This window comes from Celeribacter litoreus, assembly GCF_020165855.1.
Lineage (GTDB): Bacteria > Pseudomonadota > Alphaproteobacteria > Rhodobacterales > Rhodobacteraceae > Celeribacter > Celeribacter litoreus.
The window spans coordinates 151,424-171,330 of sequence record NZ_JAIUFY010000007.1; the positions used below are offsets into that span (position 1 = coordinate 151,424).

The 19,907-nt window shown below is 60.5% G+C and carries 15 protein-coding genes; 4 read left to right on the forward strand and 11 right to left on the reverse strand.

The features are described 5' to 3' along the window. Nucleotides 1–17: 17 nt before the first annotated feature. The 4 genes from LA304_RS08080 to LA304_RS08095 all read right to left on the reverse strand — a co-directional run bounded on the left by LA304_RS08080 (nucleotide 18) and on the right by LA304_RS08095 (nucleotide 5,065). Entirely contained in the window at nucleotides 18–1,640 is a 1,623-nt protein-coding gene (locus LA304_RS08080) for an ABC transporter ATP-binding protein (protein WP_224502633.1), read from the reverse strand. Further along, the gene (locus LA304_RS08085; RefSeq protein ID WP_224502634.1) at nucleotides 1,633–2,574 is read right to left on the reverse strand and encodes an ABC transporter permease; all 942 of its coding nucleotides are present in this window, start codon (nucleotides 2,572–2,574) and stop codon (nucleotides 1,633–1,635) included. The genes LA304_RS08080 and LA304_RS08085 overlap by 8 nt, the downstream gene beginning before the upstream one ends. Before the next feature lie 10 nt (nucleotides 2,575–2,584). After that, nucleotides 2,585–3,499, reverse strand: coding sequence for an ABC transporter permease (locus tag LA304_RS08090; RefSeq protein WP_224502635.1), 915 nt, complete (start codon nucleotides 3,497–3,499; stop codon nucleotides 2,585–2,587). A gap of 69 nt (nucleotides 3,500–3,568) precedes the next feature. Further along, complete coding sequence (locus LA304_RS08095; RefSeq protein ID WP_224502636.1) at nucleotides 3,569–5,065, reverse strand: ABC transporter substrate-binding protein; 1,497 nt, start codon at nucleotides 5,063–5,065, stop codon at nucleotides 3,569–3,571. Nucleotides 5,066–5,389: 324 nt separating this feature from the next. On the opposite strand from LA304_RS08095, the gene LA304_RS08100 reads away from it, so the two are divergent. Both LA304_RS08100 and LA304_RS08105 read left to right on the forward strand, forming a co-directional pair. Beyond that, complete coding sequence (locus LA304_RS08100; RefSeq protein WP_224502637.1) at nucleotides 5,390–6,565, forward strand: sialidase family protein; 1,176 nt, start codon at nucleotides 5,390–5,392, stop codon at nucleotides 6,563–6,565. Between the two features lie 12 nt (nucleotides 6,566–6,577). Continuing rightward, a complete protein-coding gene (locus tag LA304_RS08105) occupies nucleotides 6,578–7,702 on the forward strand; it encodes an iron-containing alcohol dehydrogenase (RefSeq protein ID WP_224502638.1) in 1,125 nt (374 codons plus the stop codon). A 72-nt stretch (nucleotides 7,703–7,774) separates the two neighbouring features. On the opposite strand, the gene LA304_RS08110 is transcribed toward LA304_RS08105, so the two are convergent. Further along, on the reverse strand, nucleotides 7,775–8,509 hold the full coding sequence (locus LA304_RS08110; protein ID WP_224502639.1) for a FadR/GntR family transcriptional regulator: 735 nt from the start codon (nucleotides 8,507–8,509) through the stop codon (nucleotides 7,775–7,777). A gap of 7 nt (nucleotides 8,510–8,516) precedes the next feature. Further along, entirely contained in the window at nucleotides 8,517–9,551 is a 1,035-nt protein-coding gene (locus LA304_RS08115) for a four-carbon acid sugar kinase family protein (RefSeq protein WP_224502640.1), read from the reverse strand. A gap of 178 nt (nucleotides 9,552–9,729) precedes the next feature. Here LA304_RS08115 and pdxA point away from each other — a divergent pair, with 178 nt between their 5' ends. Next, entirely contained in the window at nucleotides 9,730–10,704 is a 975-nt protein-coding gene (gene pdxA / locus LA304_RS08120; protein ID WP_224502641.1) for a 4-hydroxythreonine-4-phosphate dehydrogenase PdxA, read from the forward strand. 3 nt (nucleotides 10,705–10,707) lie between these two features. Next, nucleotides 10,708–11,592, forward strand: a complete 885-nt coding sequence (locus tag LA304_RS08125) for a dihydrodipicolinate synthase family protein (RefSeq protein ID WP_224502642.1) — start codon at nucleotides 10,708–10,710, stop codon at nucleotides 11,590–11,592. Nucleotides 11,593–11,676: 84 nt separating this feature from the next. Here the strand turns inward: LA304_RS08125 and LA304_RS08130 are convergent, their stop codons facing one another. The 5 genes from LA304_RS08130 to LA304_RS08150 all read right to left on the reverse strand — a co-directional run bounded on the left by LA304_RS08130 (nucleotide 11,677) and on the right by LA304_RS08150 (nucleotide 19,827). After that, entirely contained in the window at nucleotides 11,677–12,729 is a 1,053-nt protein-coding gene (locus LA304_RS08130) for a 2,3-butanediol dehydrogenase (RefSeq protein WP_224502643.1), read from the reverse strand. 67 nt (nucleotides 12,730–12,796) lie between these two features. After that, nucleotides 12,797–14,596, reverse strand: a complete 1,800-nt coding sequence (locus LA304_RS08135; RefSeq protein ID WP_224502644.1) for an NAD(P)/FAD-dependent oxidoreductase — start codon at nucleotides 14,594–14,596, stop codon at nucleotides 12,797–12,799. 140 nt (nucleotides 14,597–14,736) lie between these two features. Then, complete coding sequence (locus tag LA304_RS08140) at nucleotides 14,737–16,485, reverse strand: sigma-54-dependent Fis family transcriptional regulator (protein ID WP_224502645.1); 1,749 nt, start codon at nucleotides 16,483–16,485, stop codon at nucleotides 14,737–14,739. Between the two features lie 88 nt (nucleotides 16,486–16,573). Beyond that, entirely contained in the window at nucleotides 16,574–16,822 is a 249-nt protein-coding gene (locus LA304_RS08145; RefSeq protein ID WP_224502646.1) for a DUF4242 domain-containing protein, read from the reverse strand. Between the two features lie 23 nt (nucleotides 16,823–16,845). Further along, the gene (locus LA304_RS08150; RefSeq protein ID WP_224502647.1) at nucleotides 16,846–19,827 is read right to left on the reverse strand and encodes an ATP-binding protein; all 2,982 of its coding nucleotides are present in this window, start codon (nucleotides 19,825–19,827) and stop codon (nucleotides 16,846–16,848) included. Nucleotides 19,828–19,907: the final 80 nt, after the last annotated feature.

Sequence of the window (19,907 nt, forward strand, 5' to 3'; positions counted from 1 at the left end):
CCTCTCGGATAGTCGTCTCAGGCGTCCGCAAGAGCCAGACGCGCGTGTCGGCGTTCGGCCTGAACATCGGGATCGGAATCGAGACCCGCCGCCAGAAGGCGTTGCGTGTAGCCCTGTTTGGGGGCTTCGAAAATCTGGCGCACTGGTCCTTGTTCCACGATCTCGCCACGCTTCATGACGAGCACACGGTCGGCAAAGTCGCGGACCACGGGCAGGTCGTGGGCAATAAAGATGAACGCAATGCCGAGACGATCCCGAAGCTCTCCCAGAAGCGCGATGACTTGCGCCTGAATGGACACGTCGAGCGCAGAGACTGCCTCGTCACAGATGATCAGATCGGGTTCGAGCGCCAGCGCCCGCGCAATCGCGATCCTCTGACGTTGACCGCCCGAGAACTGGTGCGGATAGCGCAGCGCGTGCTCTGGCTGAAGCCCGACCTGCTCGAGCAGTTCTTCCACGCGCGCCCGCCATTTCGCTTTCGGCAGGATATCGGGGTGGATCACCCACGCCTCGGAGATGATGTCATAGACCGACATATGCGGATTGAGCGACTGGGTCGGATCCTGGAACACCATCTGCAACTGGCGGCGCAGTTTGCCCATCTCTTTCGGCGATTTCGTGAGGATATCCTCACCCTTCCACGCGACGGTGCCGCCGGAGGCCTCTTCCAGACGGAGCATCAGTCGCGCGATCGTGGACTTGCCGGAGCCAGACTCGCCCACCACCGCGAGCGTTTCACCCGCATGCAGGTCGAAATTCGCGCCTTTGAGAGCATCGAATACGCCGTAGCTCTTTTTGAGATCCCGAACCTCGAGAATGGGGGCGGACGTTTGAGCCCCCTCCCGCATCTCACCCTTGCCGGGCGCTGCCGCGAGGAGTTTGCGCGTATAGGGATGCTGTGCGTTGTGGTAGAGATCGCGCGGTGTGCCGCTCTCAACAATCCGCCCGCCTTCCATAACCACGGCGCGGTCGGCGGCTTCGGCAACAACCCCGAGATCGTGGGTGATGAGCAAAAGGCCCATGCCTGTCTCTTCCTGCAATTCCTCCAGCAAGGACAGAACTTCGGCCTGAACCGTCACATCGAGCGCCGTCGTGGGCTCATCCGCGATCAGGATATCGGGCTTGAGCACCAGAGCCATGGCAATCATCAGGCGTTGCCGCTGACCGCCCGAAAACTCATGCGGGTATTTCCCCATCGACGCCTTGGCGTCGGGGATCCCCACCCGTTCCATCAACTGCAACGCGCGCTCATAGGCCTCAGTCTTGGAACGCCCATGCGCCATCGCGGTTTCGGCGATTTGCCAGCCGACCGGATAGACCGGATTGAGATGGCCCAACGGGTCTTGGAAAATCATCGATATGCGTTTTCCGTTCAGGCGACGTCGGTCCTCCTCGGAGGCTTTCAGCAGGTCCTGACCGTCGAACAGGATTTCTCCGCTGGTGATCTCGCCGGGTGGCATGTCGATCAGGTTCATGATTGCCGAGGCCGAAACCGATTTGCCCGATCCGCTTTCGCCCAGAATGGCGAGCGTTTCGCCCCGATCAAGGTGCCACGAGATACCGTTCACCGCATTGACCATGCCGTTGACGGTGTGAAAGCGGACAGAAAGGTCACGGACTTCGAGAAGATGATCAGCCATTCTTTTTCCCTCCGATTTCGAGGCGCCAGCGTTGGGTCGGATTGAGCGCAACGCGCATCCAGCTCGACAGCAGGTTCAGGGACATAGTGGTCAGGATAATCGCCAGACCCGGCCAGAACGCGAGCCACCATGCGTTTGTGAGGTATTGGCGACCTTGGCTCACCATGAGACCCCATGTGATCTCCGGTGCCTGAATGCCGATCCCGAGGAAGGACAGCGCGGATTCAGCCAGCATGACAAAGGCAAAATCGAGCGTCGCGATGGTCAGAAGCGTGGGCAGGATCACCGGCAGGATATGTTTGAACACGATCCGGCGGTTCGACGCCCCCATGACTTTTGCCGCCTGCACGAACATCCGCTCCCGGACTTCGAGCACTTCGGCACGGGTCGTCCGCAGATAGATCGGGATGCGCGTGATCGCGAGCACGAGCACGAGGTTCCCTATGGAAGGCTCTAGCATATAGAGCACGATCACGGCCAAAAGGAGCGACGGGAAAGACATGATCACATCGGCAAGACGCATGATCACCTCTCCGGTCCAGCGCCCAGCATAGCCCGCAATCAGCCCGAGGGTCGATCCGACAACGAGAGAGCCGAGAACAGCCCCCGCCGCAATCACCATGGTGTTTTGCGAGGCAACGATGATCCGCGCGAGCAGCGGACGCCCGAGGGCATCTCCACCGAGGATGTAGAAAAAGCCGCGCGTCAGCTCAAAAGGCGGCGCATTGCGTGCCCGCAGATTGGTTTTTGCAGCCATATCTTCGAGAAACATCGGCCCGACGACAGCGGACAGGAGCACGACCAGCAAAAACAGGATCGCGACAAAGGCCAGCTTGTCGGCCCAGAGCATTCTGAACAGGCGGCGTAGGCCGGACGCGCCTTTTGGCGCGGTGCCGGGCGTTGCGACGGTGGTATCGGTGGTGGTCCCGCTCATGAGTCCCTCCTCAGGCCCGGATACGCGGATCGAGCAGCGCGTAGGCAATGTCGATCAGGATGTTCATGATGAAGATCGCGATAGCCGTCACCATGATGGCGGCAAGGATCACGTTGAAGTCACGCTGGAGGATCGAGTCGATCATCAGTTTGCCCACACCCGGGAACCCGAAGATCGTTTCAACCACGACAGCACCGTTCAAGAGAGCCGCAGCTTGGTCGCCGATGACCGTGATGACCGGCAACATCGCGTTGCGAAGGGTGTGCACGAAGATCACAGGGCGGTTTTTCACGCCTTTGGCGCGTGCGGTTTTGACATAGGGTGATCCAAGCGCATTGATCATGGAGCCGCGCACGATCTGGAGGATCAAACCGAACGGGCGGATGAACAGCACGCAGATCGGCAGGATCCAGTGCCATACCGTTCCGGTGCCAGAGGTTGGCAACCACCCGAAGTTCACAGAGAACAGAACGATGCCGACAATCGCGATCCAGAAATCGGGCGCAGAGGCCCCGATCAGGGACAGCACGGAGGCAAAGCGGTCAAAGGGACGTCCCACATTGAAAGCAGCAATGGAGCCGACAATGATGGCCGCAACAGTCACCAGCGCCATGGTGATCAGAGCGAGCTGAAGCGTCCAGACAAACGACTCGAGAACCACGTCGATGGCAGGCCGTGCCTTACGCAGACTGTCGCCGAAGTCGAGTTGGACGAGATCGGAGAGATAGCGACCGAATTGAACAAGAACCGGGTCGTTGAGCCCGTGGATTTCTCGGAAATTCTCCCGCATCGCTTCAGAGGCATCCACCGGCAGATAGAGTGCGGCAGGATCACCGGTCAGGCGCGAGAGGAAGAACACGAGGACGATCAGGACCATCAGCGAGACGAAGCTCGACACAGCCCGTTTTCCCAGCATCTTTTTCATGGAACTCTCCGTCAGAGGTTCGAAACACGCACGAGCGACATGGCCCGTGCGTGTTCCGGGAGGTAGGACTTACTTCAGACCGATCTCAGACAGCTGAAGCTGGCTGTTGGTCGCGATGGTCGGGGTGAAGTCGACATTTTCACCCACGCGGGCATGGCCCACCATGTGGAACAAAAGCACATCCGCGACGAGATCGTCATGCAGGTAGCCGAACAGTTCGGACCAGAGCGCAACACGCTCGTCACCGGTCGCAGCCGTTGCGCGTTCGATCAGATCGTCGGCTTTGGCATCTGCGATACCCGCCTGACGGCCATCGGAGTGGTACTTGAAGTACATCGAGAAGACCGGATCGCCGCGCGAGTTGTCATGCTGGGCACCGACGAGAATCGGTTGGTCCTGCACGTAGGGTTTGGAGTAGTACTGTTCGTGCTCGGCCACTTCGACCATTTGCAGACGGACATTGAACCCAACCTCGGAGAGCATGGACTGGATCGCCTCATAGGTCTCTGTCGCGCCGGGGAAGTTCGCGGTGCGACCAACGAGAAGGATCTCGGTGTCAACCGGCACGCCATCTGCTTTGGCCTCTTCCAACAGCGCCTTTGCGCGGTCCGGATCATAAGCCCGGGCTTCGGTGTCCGGATTCCAACCCAGTGTCGTCGGGACGTTGATTGCCGTTGCGATCTGGGTGCCATCGGCGAGGATCGTGCCAACGAATGCCTCACGGTCGATCCCGAGGTTCAGAGCCTCACGCACCCGCTTGTCGTCGAGCGGTGCTACGCTGTGGTCGATCCGGAGATAGGTGGTCTCCGAGTTCGGATAGGAGCGGTCCATATCGGTCGTTGCATCAATCGCGGAGATCGAAGGCGCAATGTCTGCTTCGCCGGTTTGCACCATTGCCGCGCGCACGGACGGATCAGAACGGAACGCATACGTGGCCGAGGCCACTGCAGGCTGCGCGCCCCAGTAATCGTCACGCCGCTCAAGCGTGATGCTCTGGCCCGGTTCCCAGCTGGACAGGACATAAGGACCCGTGCCCACAGGCTCACGGGTGAATTCGATCGGCGTCTCGGATGGCACGATTGTCAGCAGCGACATGAGAAGCGGCAGGATCGGCTGGGCCGGATCGGTCTTGAAGTCGATGGTCAGATCATCAACCACGCTCGGCGTGATCGAGATGCCTTCGTAATAGCGTGAGATTTCACAGGTGATCTGGTCGCTACCGGCGCGCTCGAAAGAATGCTTCACATCGGCCGCGTCAAACGCAGTGCCGTCGGAGAAGGTCACACCCTCACGCAAATGGAAGCGCCAGGTGGTGTCATCCACGAGCTCCCAGCTCTCAGCCAGGCGCGGTTTGAGGCCCTCGTCGCCGCGCACATCAAGCTCGGTCAGGGTTTCGCTGATGTTGCCAAGGACGATGCGACCAATGTTGGAGCGCGTCGCCATACAGGGCTCGACGAGATCAGGCTCTTCGCCAAGCACAATGGTCACGCCGGAATCCTGCGCAAAAGCCGGACTCAAAGCTGAGGTCGCGAGCAGCACCCCCGCAAGAAGTGTGGTCTGTTTCATATTTCCTCCCTGAAAGCTGATTGCTTTCCAAAACTGCAGAGCGCTCCCACGCTCGTTCACTTGTGGGCGCTTTTCGCGCCTCGTTGCGTCATCGCCTCCCAGCATGATGGACGCATCCCTAATATTGGTAAAGTTGGAAACTAAAGTCAAACACTCAATTTTTCAGATTCGGTAAATTCGATTTAGTATTTGTTTTTTATAGTTTTATTTTCATAAAATCAAAACCCGCAAATCCAATATTGATACCGATATCCTTTCTAAACTTGACAAGTTGTATACTAATCTGATCACTTGTCAGTCAGACCATCAGGGGAGGAGACCCGTATGACGCCGGATGAAATCGCTGAAAACATGGATGGAATGCTATCGCCACGACCGGATGGCGCGTGGGCGATTCTCCCTGCGGATACGATCCAGAACCATGCTGCCTTTTTGGCGCGCCTGCCCGACGGGGCGCTGGCCTGCGCTTGGTTTGGCGGCACGCTTGAGGGCAAGTCCGATATCTCCATCTATGCGACAATTCTGGACGAAGGCACCTCCCAATGGGGCCCTGTTGCACGCCTGACAGATGACCCTGATCGCTCGGAGCAAAACCCCGTCCTCTTTACCGCACCCGATGGCAACATCTGGCTCTTCAACACGGCGCAACCCGCAGGAAACCAAGATGAATCGCGTGTGTTCATTCGCCCTGTGACGCGCGCGGGAGATCGCCTCACCTCCGGCGAAAAACGCGACATCGGCCTGCCCAACGGCACATTCATCCGCGCCCGTCCGTTTGTTCGCGAGGATGGTGCCTGGGTTCTCCCCCTCTTCTGCTGCAACCCGCGCGATGGAATCCGATGGACCGGCGCCTTTGACACTGCCGCCGTCGCAGTCAGCACGGATAACGGCAACAGCTGGACAGTGACAGATGTCCCCGATTCTCCAGGGGCCGTGCACATGACACCCGTATCGCTTGGCGGTGACGAGATGGCTGCCTTCTATCGCCGTCGCCAATCGGACTTTGTGCATCGCTCTGAAAGCCGTGACGGCGGGCGGAGCTGGAGCGCACCCGCCCCGACGGATGTCCCGAACAACAACAGCTCCATCGGGGTCGCCCCCCTGACCGACACAGTTCTTGGCATGGTCTGCAACCCGATTTCGGCGGCAGAATCCTCATCCCGTCGTGCGTCTCTCTATGACGAACTCGAAGAGACCGACGACCGGCCGGAGGGCGAGGGCTGTCATCCCATCTGGGGCGTCGAGCGCGCACCACTCGCGCTGTGCCTCTCTGCAGACGGCGGGAAGTCCTTTCCCGTCCGCTACACCGTCGAGACGAGCGCAGGCACATGCCTGTCGAACAACTCCATCGACGGACACAACAAGGAACTCTCCTACCCCGTCCTGCTACCACGTGAAGATGGCGGGCTGGACATTGCCTACACGCTCTATCGCCGCGCCATCCGGCACGTGCGCCTGAGCGCCGACACCGTGGCCGACCTCGTCGCCAAAACCGTTTGAAAGGAGCGCCTCATGTCTACTATGGATCGCCTCATCACCATTCATCAGCCCAAGCGCCTCGAAATCGGCGTTGGAGCCGCCGCGAAGGTCGGGAACTGGGCTGTCTTCGCCAAGAGACCGCTCGTCATCGCCTCCGGTCCAACCGCACAATATGTGGAAAAACTTGGCCTCTCGGGTGACATCGCTGTCATTGCAGATGTGCCGCCCGAACCGAACCTCCCCGCCTTCGAAGAGGTGCTCGCGCAGGCCCGCGCCCACGAGCCCGACCTCATTGTCGGCCTTGGCGGTGGATCGGTTCTCGACATCGCAAAACTGGTCGCTGCGCTCTGGAACGGGGATCAAACGCTCCCTGAGGTAGTCGGCCCAAATAAGGTCGCTGGACGCACGACCCCTCTCGTTCAGGTCGCAACGACCGCCGGAACCGGATCAGAGGCAGGAATTCGCGCCCTCGTGACCGACCCGGAGACGAAATCAAAACTTGCCGTCGAGAGCCCGCATCTGATCGCTGATCTCGCCGTGCTCGATCCAGAGCTCACCTACTCCGTCCCGTCCGCAGTGACCGCTGCGACCGGCGTGGATGCGATGGCGCATTGCGTCGAGGCCTTTACCAACATCAAGGCCCACGATCTGATCGACGGCTATGCCCGCATGGGCTTTGGCCTCGTCGGGAAATACCTCAAGCGTGCGGTCGAGGATGGTTCCGACAGCGAGGCGCGCGCAGGCATGATGCTGGCGTCCTACTACGGCGGCATCTGTCTTGGACCGGTCAACACGGCGGCGGGTCACGCCCTCGCCTATCCGCTCGGCACGCGGCTGTCGCTCCCGCACGGGCTGGCCAACGCGATCATCTTTCCGCATGTTCTGGCCTTCAACCAACCCGTCGCGCCGGAAAAATCCGCCGAAGTGGCAAACGCGCTCGGCCTCAAGAATGCGGGTAGCCAGGATGCGCTCAAAGCAGCGGCGTTTGAATTCTGTCGCGATCTCGGGATCGAGATGCATCTCAAAGCGCATGGGGCAAACGAGGCCGACCTTGGTGCCTGGGCCGAGGAAGCGCATGCAATTCGTCGCCTGATGGACAACAATCCACGCGAGATGAGTGTCGATCAGGTCCACGCCATCTACCGCGACGCCTTCTGAACGCGGCACACGACACGAAAAAGGCGCGCCCCACTCAGGAGCGCGCCTTTTTCATGCAAACATTTCTGTCGCTTACATCGACAAATCGAGCATCCCACCGCCAAACAACCGTTCGCGTGAATGGATGATATGGGTGCGCATGACCTCACGGGCGCGCTCCGCATCGCGGTCTCGGATCGCCTCGTAAATTCCACGGTGCTCGCCCAGAACATGTTCAAGCGCCGCCGCCCCGTCAGACATGAGCGCATCCCCGTGCATTTTCATGCCGACATAAACGTGGTCGCGCAACGCCTTGAGTGTTTCGGCGTAATATTGGTTGTTTGAGGCCCGTGCGATCGCGAGGTGAAAGGTAAAATCCGCGTCCTCACGGTGCAAACGCGAGCCCGTCGCATCGGACAACAGATCCAACGCGCGCACCATCTCGTTCAGGCTCTCGTCATTGCGCCGTTGCGCAGCGAGTCCGGCGGCATCGACCTCAACCGTCAGGCGGAATTCATAACAGCGCTGGATATCCGCGATGGTTTCGACCGGCGTATACCCGAGCGCCGGCTCCCGTTTGACGCGCACGAAGTTTCCGGCACCTTGGCGGGAGACAATCAACCCTTCCTCACGCAACTGCTCTAACGCAACGCGCAGCACGGGGCGCGAGACGCCAAACTGACCGGAGAGATCCTTTTCCGCAGGGAGCTTTTCATTCGCGCCGTAATCGCCACGGGTGATGCGATTTTTCAGGGCCGTGTAGACCTTTTCCGAGAGGGGCGGACGAGAACTCCGAGAGGAAGTATTGTCTGGGTTTTGTTGGTCCATTTCGCCCTCACCGGCAGTTATTCGTTTCCGCGACAAGCCCGGCCAAAAGATCCGGCACACCAAAACCGCCCGACTTCGTGACGATCTGCATTTTGCCCCAACTCACCTGCACCTCACAAAGGGGCAAGCCCGGTCGCAACTCGGCAGTCACTTGTAAACTGTTTACATCCAACCGGTCCAGTATTGCTTGTGCCGATTCACCGCCGCAGACGAGCAACGCGGCCGGCTTCTTCCGTTCCGCATATCGCACGACACTCTCGGCAAAGCGGCGCGCTGCCTCCTGCCCCGTCACAGCCTCTCCGCCATCAGAGATCGAGAGAACAAACGGACCTTCAGGAATATCAGCGTCCGGCGCGTGCCCATCGGGAGCCTCCAGAACAGCAATATCAGATGGCAGAGCAGCAATCTGTGCACGCGTAACAGGGTCCCGAGATCCGTTGGCGATCATCAAAGGCGCCCGAAGACTTGCCTGCCCTGGGGCTTTAACGCCCGCACGTCGCGCCAGCGCAAAGGAAAGCCCCCGCGCACCGATCCAGAGCACCGGCTCATCAGTTCCTCCGATAAGCCGGTCGAGATCGACATCCGCTTTACAATCAGGCACCTCAACCGGCCCGTCAAAACAGGCCGCCACAGGGATCGGCGTCGCAACGCCTTCTCCGACCAGCGCCCCCGCCTCAACCCGCCGTCCCATCTCAGGAATTGCAGGACACGCGATCGCGCGGGGCGACCCGCACCAAGCCGCCATCGCAGCTGTCTCAGCGGCGACGTTGCCCTTCAGCCGGGAATCGACCTTTTTCATCATTGTTTTGAAAGCTTTGGGCGTCATCGCCTCCAGCGCTGCGGAGACGCGCGCCGCCGCGTCCGCCGGAGCGATTTCGCGGCTGGCGGTATTCACGGCCAGGACATCTGGTGCCATTGCGAGCGCTTCTGACACCGCCTCAGGGCTTCGCGCCACGACAACCTTGTGTCGCGCATCCGAAAATCCGACCGCCGAGTCGAGAGCGCCAGTCAAATCATCCGCCAAGATTAGCGCTTCCGTCATGATATTTTACCAATTTTACACATCTTACAAAGCAGCATACACGAAAATATGAAGGATTATCTACTTATAATTTAGATGGTTAAGCTAAAAATAAATTGAGGAGCCGCCAAGTCATTGAAACATATTTACCTATAGGTTATTTGTTGTCACAAGATCGCCATCCTGAGGAGGACCGAAAATGAGCGAACCAGTTGTCATCACCATGGGAGACCCCTCCGGCGTCGGAGCGGAGGTGACGGTCAAAGCCCTCGCCGATCGCGATGCAAACATGCGCGCTCAAACCATCGTCATTGGCGATCGCGACACGATGGAACGCGCCGCGAAAGTTTGTGGCGTGTCGCTTCCGATCCTGTCGCCTGACGACAACGGGGATGGCATTCGTGTGGAGCATGTCGCCGTCGAGGGGCTTCCCGGCGAGTTCGGCGTCCTGTCGCCCGCCTGTGGCGAAGCCTCGTTTCGCTACATCGAACGGGCCGTCGAGATGACCATGGGCGGACAGGCCGCGTGCATCGTAACGGCGCCCATCAACAAAGAGGCGCTGAACGCGGCGGGGCATCATTACGATGGACACACGGGCATGCTCGCGCATCTCACGGGATCGAAATCCTCTTGGATGCTTCTGGCGTCTGAACGACTGAACGTCGTCCACGTTTCAACTCACGTGTCGCTCAAAGACGCGATCACCCGTGCGACGACAGAGCGGGTTCTGGAAACGATCCGCACGGGTCACAAACACCTCAAACGCATGGGGCTTGAGGCTCCGCGCATTGCCGTTGCTGGGATCAACCCGCATTGCGGTGAGAACGGGTTGTTCGGTAACGAGGATGACGTGAGCATCGCGCCCGCCGTTGAGGCCGCCCGCGCCGAAGGGATCGACGTTCAAGGCCCGATTTCCGCGGACACCGTCTATCACCGTGCGTATCAGGGTGCCTTTGATCTGGTCATCGCGCAGTATCATGATCAGGGTCACATCCCGATCAAACTCGTCGCCTTTGATACGGCGGTGAATGTGTCGCTCGGCTTGCCGATTGACCGTTGCTCTGTCGATCACGGGACCGCTTTCGACATCGCAGGCACCGGCATTGCAAAGCATGACAATATGCTCTGCGCCCTCGACTACGCGGCCAAAATGGCCGCCGCCAAAAGGACCTGAGCCATGAGTGACCAAAAAGAAGCCTTCGTCGCGCTTGTGACCTGTTTCAACGATGACGAGACCATCAATTTTGAGGCCACCCGCGCACAGGTCCGCCGCCAGATCGAGGCGGGCAACAACATCATGTGTGCAGGCACGAATGGTGATTTCTCTGCATTGACCTATGACGAGAAAGTCCGCCTGTGCGGCGAAGTCGTGGACGAGGTTGGCGGCAAAGCCAAGGTGATCGTCAACGCGGGCATGCCCGCCACGTTTGAGACTATCCTCCTCGCCCGCGAATTCGACCGGATTGGCGTCGACGGGATTGCCGTCATCACGCCGTTCTTCATCGCCTGCACACAGGACGGCCTGATCCGCCACTTCACCTCCGTCGCGGATGCGGTCGACACGCCCATCTACCTCTATGACATTCCGGCACGGACCCAGAACCACATCGAACCGGAGACCGCGCGCACGCTGGCAAGCCACGGAAATATCGCGGGGATCAAGGATTCCGGCGGCGCGCAGGACACATTGGAAGCCTACATGGCTGTCGGGCGCGAGATTGACGGCTTTGACGTCTACTCCGGACCGGACCAGTTGGTGCATTGGTCTCTGACCAACGGGGCAAAAGGATGTATTTCGGGGCTTGGGAACGTGCTGCCGGATGTGCTTGCTCAGATCGTCTCTTGTGTGAATGCCGGGGATGAAGCGGGCGCCGCAGCAGCGCAGGACATCTACACGGCCTTCCGCACTGATCTGTACAAACTCGGCTTCCCGCCCGCTTTGGTCAAACGCGCGCTCTATCTGCGCGACCCCTCCGTCGGCGCCTCGCGCCAGCCCGCACTCTTGCCCGACCCCGCGCAGGATGCGGAGATCGATGCGATCCTGAAAAAATACGGTCGATAAAGCCAGAGAAATGGCAAACGCCAAACGCACTCATTCCGGCCGCCGTTTGAAAAATGGGCGGCCGGATTTATTTCAAATGTGATGTTAGTTCGGAGCCTCGACGAGAATCTTCACATGGGACTTCTCTGCGACAAGCGCTTCAAACCCTTCGGCAACAATGTCATCCAGAGCGATCCGCTTTGTCACCAACTGCTCCGCACTGAAATATCCCTGACTCATCAGGGCCATGACGGCGGGATAGACATTGCGATAGGCGATCGTGCCCTGCAACTGACGCTCTTTGAGCACGACTGTGTTCGGCTGGAAAGACGCTTCTTTTTCCCAGATCGAGACGACGAGCACCTGCCCCTCATGGCGGGTGGCATCGATGCACTGCGGCAGAACCTGCGGCACGCCGGTCACTTCGAAAGCCACATGAACCCCGTCAGACGCCGCGCGGATCTCTTCGACAGCATCCGTGGCGGTCGGGTCGATCACTGTGGTCGCCCCCAGATCCAGTGCTTTCTGCCGCCGCACCTCGGAGGGTTCAACGACGTAGATTTCGGACGCGCCCGCGACACGCAGCGCTTCTACAACCAATAGCCCGATCGGACCCGCGCCGAAGACGGCAGCCTTGTCGCCAGCCTTGATTTTGGACAGACGCACCGCGTGCAGGGCGACGGCCGCCGGTTCGACCAAGGCGCCCTGTTCCATCGACAGACCGTCAGGCATCTTGTGAACCATGCGCGCAGGGACAACACTGTGCGTCGCAAAGCCCCCATGCCCGCCGGATAGCCCGACGAACCCGAGAGAGTCGCAGAGGTTGTATTTACCCTCAAGACAGGCGGCACATTCTCCGCAGGCAAAGATCGGCTCGATCGCGACACGATCGCCGACGCTTAGGCCAGTCACGCCCTCACCGAGTTCTTCGACGACACCACAATATTCGTGCCCCATCGTGATCGGGGCCTTGTCTTGGCTCAGAGGGTGCTCTTCGTCCACGGGCACGAAAATCGGCCCGGCGAGATATTCGTGCAGGTCGCTGCCGCAAATCCCGGTCCAGGCCACCTTGACCTTCACCTCGCCCGCGGAGGGAGAAGGCTCGGGAATGTCCTCGACGCGGATATCTTTGACGCCATGCCAGCGTGCTGCTTTCATTATCATTCTCCTTGGTTCGTAAAGTTTGCGTCCGGGCCGGGAAGAAAGCCCGGACGCGCCATGTGCATCACGACAGGTGATGCACCTCCTGAAGGCCGTAGACAGGGGTTTCGATCCCCTCCAAACGGGCTTTCAATTGCAGGGCGAGATAGAGCGAGTAGTGCCGCGACTGGTGCAGGTTGCCGCCGTGGAACCAGAGGTTGTCCTGCTGGGTCGGCTTCCACATGTTGCGCTGTTCGCCCTCCCACGGGCCGGGGTCTTTGGTCGTATCGGACCCGAGGCCCCAGACCTTGCCAACCTTGTCCGCGACTTCCTGATTGATCAGGTCCGCAGCCCAGCCGTTCATGGAACCATAGCCCGTCGCCATAACCACGAGATCGGCATCGAGATGCGTGCCGTCGCTCAGGACCACGCCCGTCTCGTCGAAGCGGTCGACCTGACCTTTCACCAACTTCACCTCGCCATCAATGATGAGCTGGCTCGCGCCGACGTCGATGTAGTAACCGGAGCCGCGGCGCAGGTATTTCATAAACAGGCCAGATCCGTCGTCACCCCAGTCGAGCTCAAACCCCGCTTTTTCGAGACCGGCATAGAATTCGGCGTCACGCTCCTTCATCTGGTCGTAGAGCGGGATCTGGAACTCGTGCATGATCCGGTAGGGGAGCGAGGCAAAGACCATATCGGCCTTTTCCGTGGTCATGCCACTCGCGACGGCCTCTTCGGAGTAAAGCGCGCCGAGACCGATATCCATCAAGGTGTCCGAACGCACGATATGGGTGGACGACCGCTGGACCATTGTCACATCGGCATCCGCTTCCCAAAGTGCGGCACAGATGTCGTGGGCGGAATTGTTCGACCCCACCACGACCACCTTTTTGCCAGTCCAGGCATCCGGACCTTCGTGTTGCGAACTGTGCTGAATGGTCCCTTTGAAGATGTCCATTCCCGGGAACTTGGGAACGTTCGGTTTCCCCGACATCCCCGTGGCCAGCACCAACTGCGTCGGTCTTAGCGTGACCTTTTCGCCGTCGCGGTTCACCTTCACCGTCCAGGTTCCGGTGTCCTCGTCGTATTGGGCGCTCTCGACCTCGGAACGGGACCAGTAGTTGATCTCCATGACCTTGGTATACATCTCGAGCCAGTCGCCCACCTTGTCCTTCGGGGTGAAGACCGGCCAGTTGTCCGGGAACTTGATATAGGGCAGGTGGTCGTACCAGATCGGATCGTGCAGGCAGAGCGACTTGTACCGCGACCGCCACTGGTCGCCGGGTCGGTCGTGTTTGTCCAGAACGATGGTCGGCACGCCAAGCTGGCGCAGACGCGCGCCAAGGGCGATACCGCCCTGCCCGCCGCCGATGATCACAGTGTAGGGCTGGGTGGTGTAGCCGAGTTCGACCGCCTCTTCCTCTCGCTTTTCCTTCCATGATTTGCGGTTCTTGGCGGCACCGTGTTCGGCGCCCATCGGGCGACGCTTGCCACGGTTCTCCTCGAACCCCTTCAGTTCCTGAAGCGCAGTCAGCAATGTCCAGATGCGCCCGTCTTTCAGCCGCATCAAGCCCCATCCACGACCCACGGCCGTCTCGAACGTGACCCATGCCGTGATGACGCCGCCGTCCTCGACGGGAATTTCACCGGCCTGAATGGCGAAGCCCTGCGGCTTCGTATGTTTGAGCTGCGCGTTGAGCATGTCCTGAACGGCTGCAGACCCCTCCACGGTCTTCAGGTTCCAGGTCACTGCGACCAGATCGCGCCAATAGCTGTCGGTGGCAAAGAGTGCGCTCGCGGCCTGTGCATTGCCCTCCTCCAGGGCTGTGTTCAGGCTATCGAGCGTTTCCTGCACCTCGGCGGCAACAGTTGAGTCAAGCATTGCATTTCCTCCTCATGGGCAATGTGATGAGGAGAGTGTGACGAAGAGATTGGCCTCCGAGACACAGGAAACTGGCGAATATGATCGTCTTTCTGGTTGCGGCGACGCAGCATGTTGCACACGCAACGCCGCGCAACATGTCAGTCGGGGACACGCAACCCCGCTTTGCGAACGCGGCGCAAAACCGTCGACCGGTTAACCCCCAAACGCCGTGCAGCGCGGGCCATGTTCCAGTTGCATGCGTCGAGAACGGCTTCGAGGTCGAGATTTTCTCTGGTCTCTTCTGGCGCGGCGGGAAGATCAGGCAGATCAATCACGGTCGTCTCCGCCAGGGCGCAGGCGACGTCCAACACATTGCCGAGCTCGCGCAAGTTCCCCGGCCAGTCGCGCGCCAGCAACTCGGCCCGCGCCGAGGGGGTCAGGCGCATCTCTCCCCCGCTGCCGCGCCGGAGCAAACGGTCGATCAACCAGCCCAGATCCTGCCTTTCGCGCAGCGGCGGCAGTTCGAGGACAGCGCCCGCGAGTCTGAAGTAGAGGGCAGAGGGGATGTTCTCCTGCGCCATCAGATCAGTCCGCGCGAGGCCGGAGGTCGATATCGGGCGCAGGTCAGGATGCAGATCGAGATAGCCCGCCAGACTGCGGGCAACGTCGGGATGAAGGTCTTCAATCCGGCGCAGGAGGAGCGTGCCCTGTCCCGACTGACTGGAGAGCGCGTCACGCAAATCCCCGTCTCCAAGTCCTGCGCAGTCAAGGGCAAGGAAACCTCCGCGCCGCGATGCCATGTGAATGGCGCGGGCGAGTTTGGTCTTTCCGCATCCGCTCTCACCGCAGATCATCAGGGGGACTTGCGTTTGGGCAAGCCGCTCCGCCTGCGTCAACACGCGAGACAGGGCCGGGTCCCCACCAGTCAGAGTTGCGAGAACCCCGCCATATGCGTTCTTTCTTGTGCGGGTGGCACCGGCGTGCGCCCGACGAGGGGCCTGTGGCGCGATCGCATGACCAAACAAGGCGCCACCATCCTCCAGAGCAACAACCCGCTCTTCCGTAGGGCGATCGCGCATCAGGTCCGGTAGATCGTCAACACTCAACCCGAGCAGGCTATCAATCTGGGTTCCGATCAGGCTCTCGCCCGCTGACAACATTCGCATGGCGGCGCGCGTCGCACCGATGACCCTGCCCGATCCATCGAGCGAGATTGCCGCCTCAGGGTCCACATCGAGAAACTCAGGACTGGATGAGAGCCGCAGCACCCATTCGCGACGGCTGGTGGCCATGAGGTTCGCCATCTCGACCCGCCGCGCCGATGCCGTCGCCAAAGACATGGCAAGGTTCTGACTACTTTTGGGGCCCGGAGAGCGGAGCAGCGAAATGTCGAGGACGGCTGCAAGCTGTCCAAGACTGTCGTAGATCGGCGCAGATGTGCAGGACAGCGCCGTATGCGCGTTCCCGAAGTGGTCGTCCTGATGCACGGTGACAGGCTCACCCGTCACAATGCAAGCTCCGACTCCGCAGGTTCCGGCAATATCTTCGGACCAGTTGGAGCCGAGATACAGTCCCGCCCCGCGCAATTCATCGACGAACAACTCGTCACCGAAAAAGTCCACGCAAACCCCTTTGGCGTCCGTCAGCAAGAGAACGTAATTCTGTCCCGCAACCTGACGGAACAGGCTCTGCAGGCTTGAGCGCGCCGCGCCGATCATCCAGTCGGCTTGCTCTCGGTGGGCGCGGAATTCGCTCTCGGTGACGATGTGAGCGGGCTCATTCCGAGTTGGGTCCATGCCATAGAGTTCAACACATCTCCGCCAAGACGCATCTACGTAACTGTCCCGACCGGTCGCGCGTCCCTCCAGAACCCGCGCGATTTCCTCGACGTGATGAATTTCCGCCATGACAAAATCCTCCCGACCATGATGTTACATCGAAGGTCAGTGCTCGCGGCTTTCGACTTTAGTCGCAAGTTGAAAACCCAAGTTTTCCCTACTCTAGCAGATCGGCCATCCACACGCGTTCGAACTTCGCGCCGGCTTCCCGCTGAACATTCCGAACAGACTCGGAGTCCCGTGCTTCGTATTCGCAGATCATGCGCTTTCGGTCCTCGCTCCAATAGCTTCGCAGCCATGTGACATCGTATAGATCGAGACAGGGCGCCATCCGCTCTTCGGTTGCGGACAGGTCTTCCTGACTGAGTGGCGGCTCGAAATTCCGCTCGACAATGAACTTGGGCATGACGTGGTCCTTTCCGTTGGTTGCTAACTGTCGTGTCGTGCAGCGCGGGACAGGATATGTCGGACCCGTGCCGTAAAGGCTGGAGAAGAAGCGTCACTGGGCCATTCCAGAACGGCTTTCGGGTCGCCCACTGTCTCGCCGAGCAAATGCGCCTGCGCTTGGGCGAGCGCGCGTTCGTTGCTGTTGTCGATTGCATCGGCAACTGCATAGGCCCGTGTCGCCAATTCGACCGCGCGGCTCCTGTTCCCCTGACGGGCCTCTTTCTCCGCTGCGAGGTTGAGGGCGTAGGCGAGGTGGAACTTGTCATCGGCGCGTTCCAGAGAAATCAACGCAACATCAAGCGCCTCTGAATCGTCATGCGCCAATGCGAGGAATGTCTCTGCGAGCGGCGCCATCGCCCCTTCACCGATCTTGTCGGCGAGGGTCCGAAGATCCTCGGCAAACGCAATCGCGGACGGCGGCAGATCCCGCTCCAGAGCGATCATCGCGGCCCATGTCAGGCATTTGCATTCCCGCCAGCGATCTTCGTTGTCCCGAGCGAGGGCGAGGGCCGTGTCGAGCTTGTCCGCCGCCTTGGCGAGATCGCCCTGCCAATAGGCGAGCAGGCCCTGACTCCAGATGACTTCCACATCGGCAATCCCCTCTTCCTCGGCGAAGGCCCGCGCATCGCGGCAGAGTTCCTCGGCTTTCGGGACGTCCCGTCCAAGCTCGAGGAGACAGCGCGCGGAATTGGCCAGTTGTCGAACCCTCTTTTGAGCCTTCATCCGGCTGGCGGCGGAGGCCGCGCGCGCGGTGGCCCGGCTCGCCGCCTCCAGATCGCCAAGCTCCTGATAGAGAACGGACAGCAGATATTCTCCCTCCGCCACCTCGGGCGCCATGGCATGCTGGCTCGCCAACGATATCTGCGTCTCTAGTTCGGCCACCAGCTTTGGGAATTTTTCGGTCGAAGACCCTGACAACGCCAAAACCCGGCATCTGTAGAGCTGGATGAGGAGCGATATTCGCGCAGGTCCGGGGCCGAGTTTGCCCGCGTGAAAGAGCCCTTTGAGAGCGATTTCGGCAGCTTCCGCATTGGCGAGGGCGCGCAACGCGTGATCGCCCGCCAGCACGGCGGCCCGCGCGGCGAGTTCGTGACGATCGGACATCGCGGCGTGATGCATCACCTGCACGCTCTGATCTGGGGCCGTCTCCATGTCGCGGGCGAGCAGGTCGGCAATCCGGCCATGCATGAGCCTGCGCCTCGAGTGAGACAGCCGCTCATAGGTTGCATCGCGGATGAGATCGTGGGTGAACTCACAGGTTCCCCCGTCGAGCGACCGCGTGATCTCGTGGCGCTCCAACTCCTCGATCAGATCGAGCGCGGTTGAGACCTCAAGCCCTGATGCCTCGACCGCCTGTTCCATGGGAATACTGCGCCCGAAGACCGATGCCCAAGAGGCCAAATTGATGGCCGGTTGCGACAGGCGTTCGATACGGTTGGACAAGGCCTCATCCAGTGACGCCGATGTTGTCAAAACCGCATCCCGTTGCGACAGGACCCTGAGATAGAGGGGATTCCCCTGCGCTCTGCGCACGCATTCCTCAACCTCGCCCGTCATTTGCAAGCTACGCGCGAGCGTCAGAGCGTCATCCATCGAAAGCCCCGTCAGAGACAGGCGTCGAATACGATCCCCGAGGCCTGACAGGAGCGACTGCACGGCGTCGTTGTCATCAATCTCCCCCGCTCTGGCAGAGAGGCAGAACCGCACCGGCGCGGTTTTCAGGTTTCGAATGAGATAACTCAGCAACGCGCAAGACGACGGCTCCATCCATTGCAGGTCGTCCAGTGTGACCAAGACAGGACCGGTTGCGGCGAGTGCAGACAAGAACGCGCGGAATGGCTCGAAATGCTGTTCTTCGCTCCGGACCGTAGCCGTTTCGACGCGGTTCGCGAGCAGGTCTCGCAAGGCGTCTCTCAGGGTCGGGTCAATGTCATCCATCGACAGCGCGCGCAGGGCATCGCGCCAGAGGCCAAGTGGACGCAGACGCTCGACCTCGACCGCCCGCGCAGAGAGCCGCAGCGCTCCGGACTGCCGCCCGACTTCGGACAAAAGGGCCGATTTTCCGATCCCCGGCGCCCCGACGATCAAAACGATCTCCGCTGGCTCTCTTTCCAGAGCGTCCCTGATGAGCGCGAGTTCTTCCTGCCGCCCGACGAAACCGGTCGGCGCAGCGCGCTTTGACGGCGCAGCGCTGACCTCCCGCCCCTTTGGCGTCGCGGGGCGAATTGTGACTGGCGCGCGACACGCCTGATCCAGCGCCGAGGACGGTTCAATGCCCAACTCTGTGCGAAAAATTTTGCGACATTGCGCGGCCTGCGCAGCCGCATCCGCCGCGCGCCCGAGCGCCAATTGCAACTCGATCACACGAATATGGGCCGCCTCGTCGAAAGGGTTCAAACCGACCAGCTTGTGCGCGAACTCGAGCGCTTGTTGCGGGTCGTGGCGCGTTCGGGACAGGAGCGTTGTCAGGAGTTGCTCGTGGAGCCGCCCCAAACGCGAGCGCTCGGCCTGACACCATTCATGGAAGCCGTAGCATTGGGGCAGGTCGAGCCCGTTGAGAAACTCGCCCCGCAAGAGCGCCTGTGTTCGCATCAGCTCATCTGTCGGGGCGCTGTCGAATTGGTTCGAGACCGCTTCGACCATCGCGACGTCGGTCGCGATCATATCCCGTCGCAATGCCACGGTATTGCGATCCGCGACCAACCGCTCCGGTCCGAGTGCCGTGCGTATCTTGCTCAGGCTCCAGCGCAACGCGGCGCGCGGGTCCTCTGCATCTTCCCACAAAAGATCGCATAACTCGCTGCGCGACTGCGCCCGCTCGCTCGACAGCAGATAGCCCAAGAGGCCGCGCGTCTTTTTCGACGCGGGAAGCGCGATGTCCCGACCGTCATCCGAAACGCGCAGGTGACCAAACAACTCTGCCCGAAGCACGACCGTTTGAACGTTTTCCCCCGCAATCGGCAAATTCCCCGTCCTTTCAAACGCTGGTTCAAACGATCCGCTGAGATGGTGAATGCGTCAACAACGAAGTCGTTTGGCCTCTG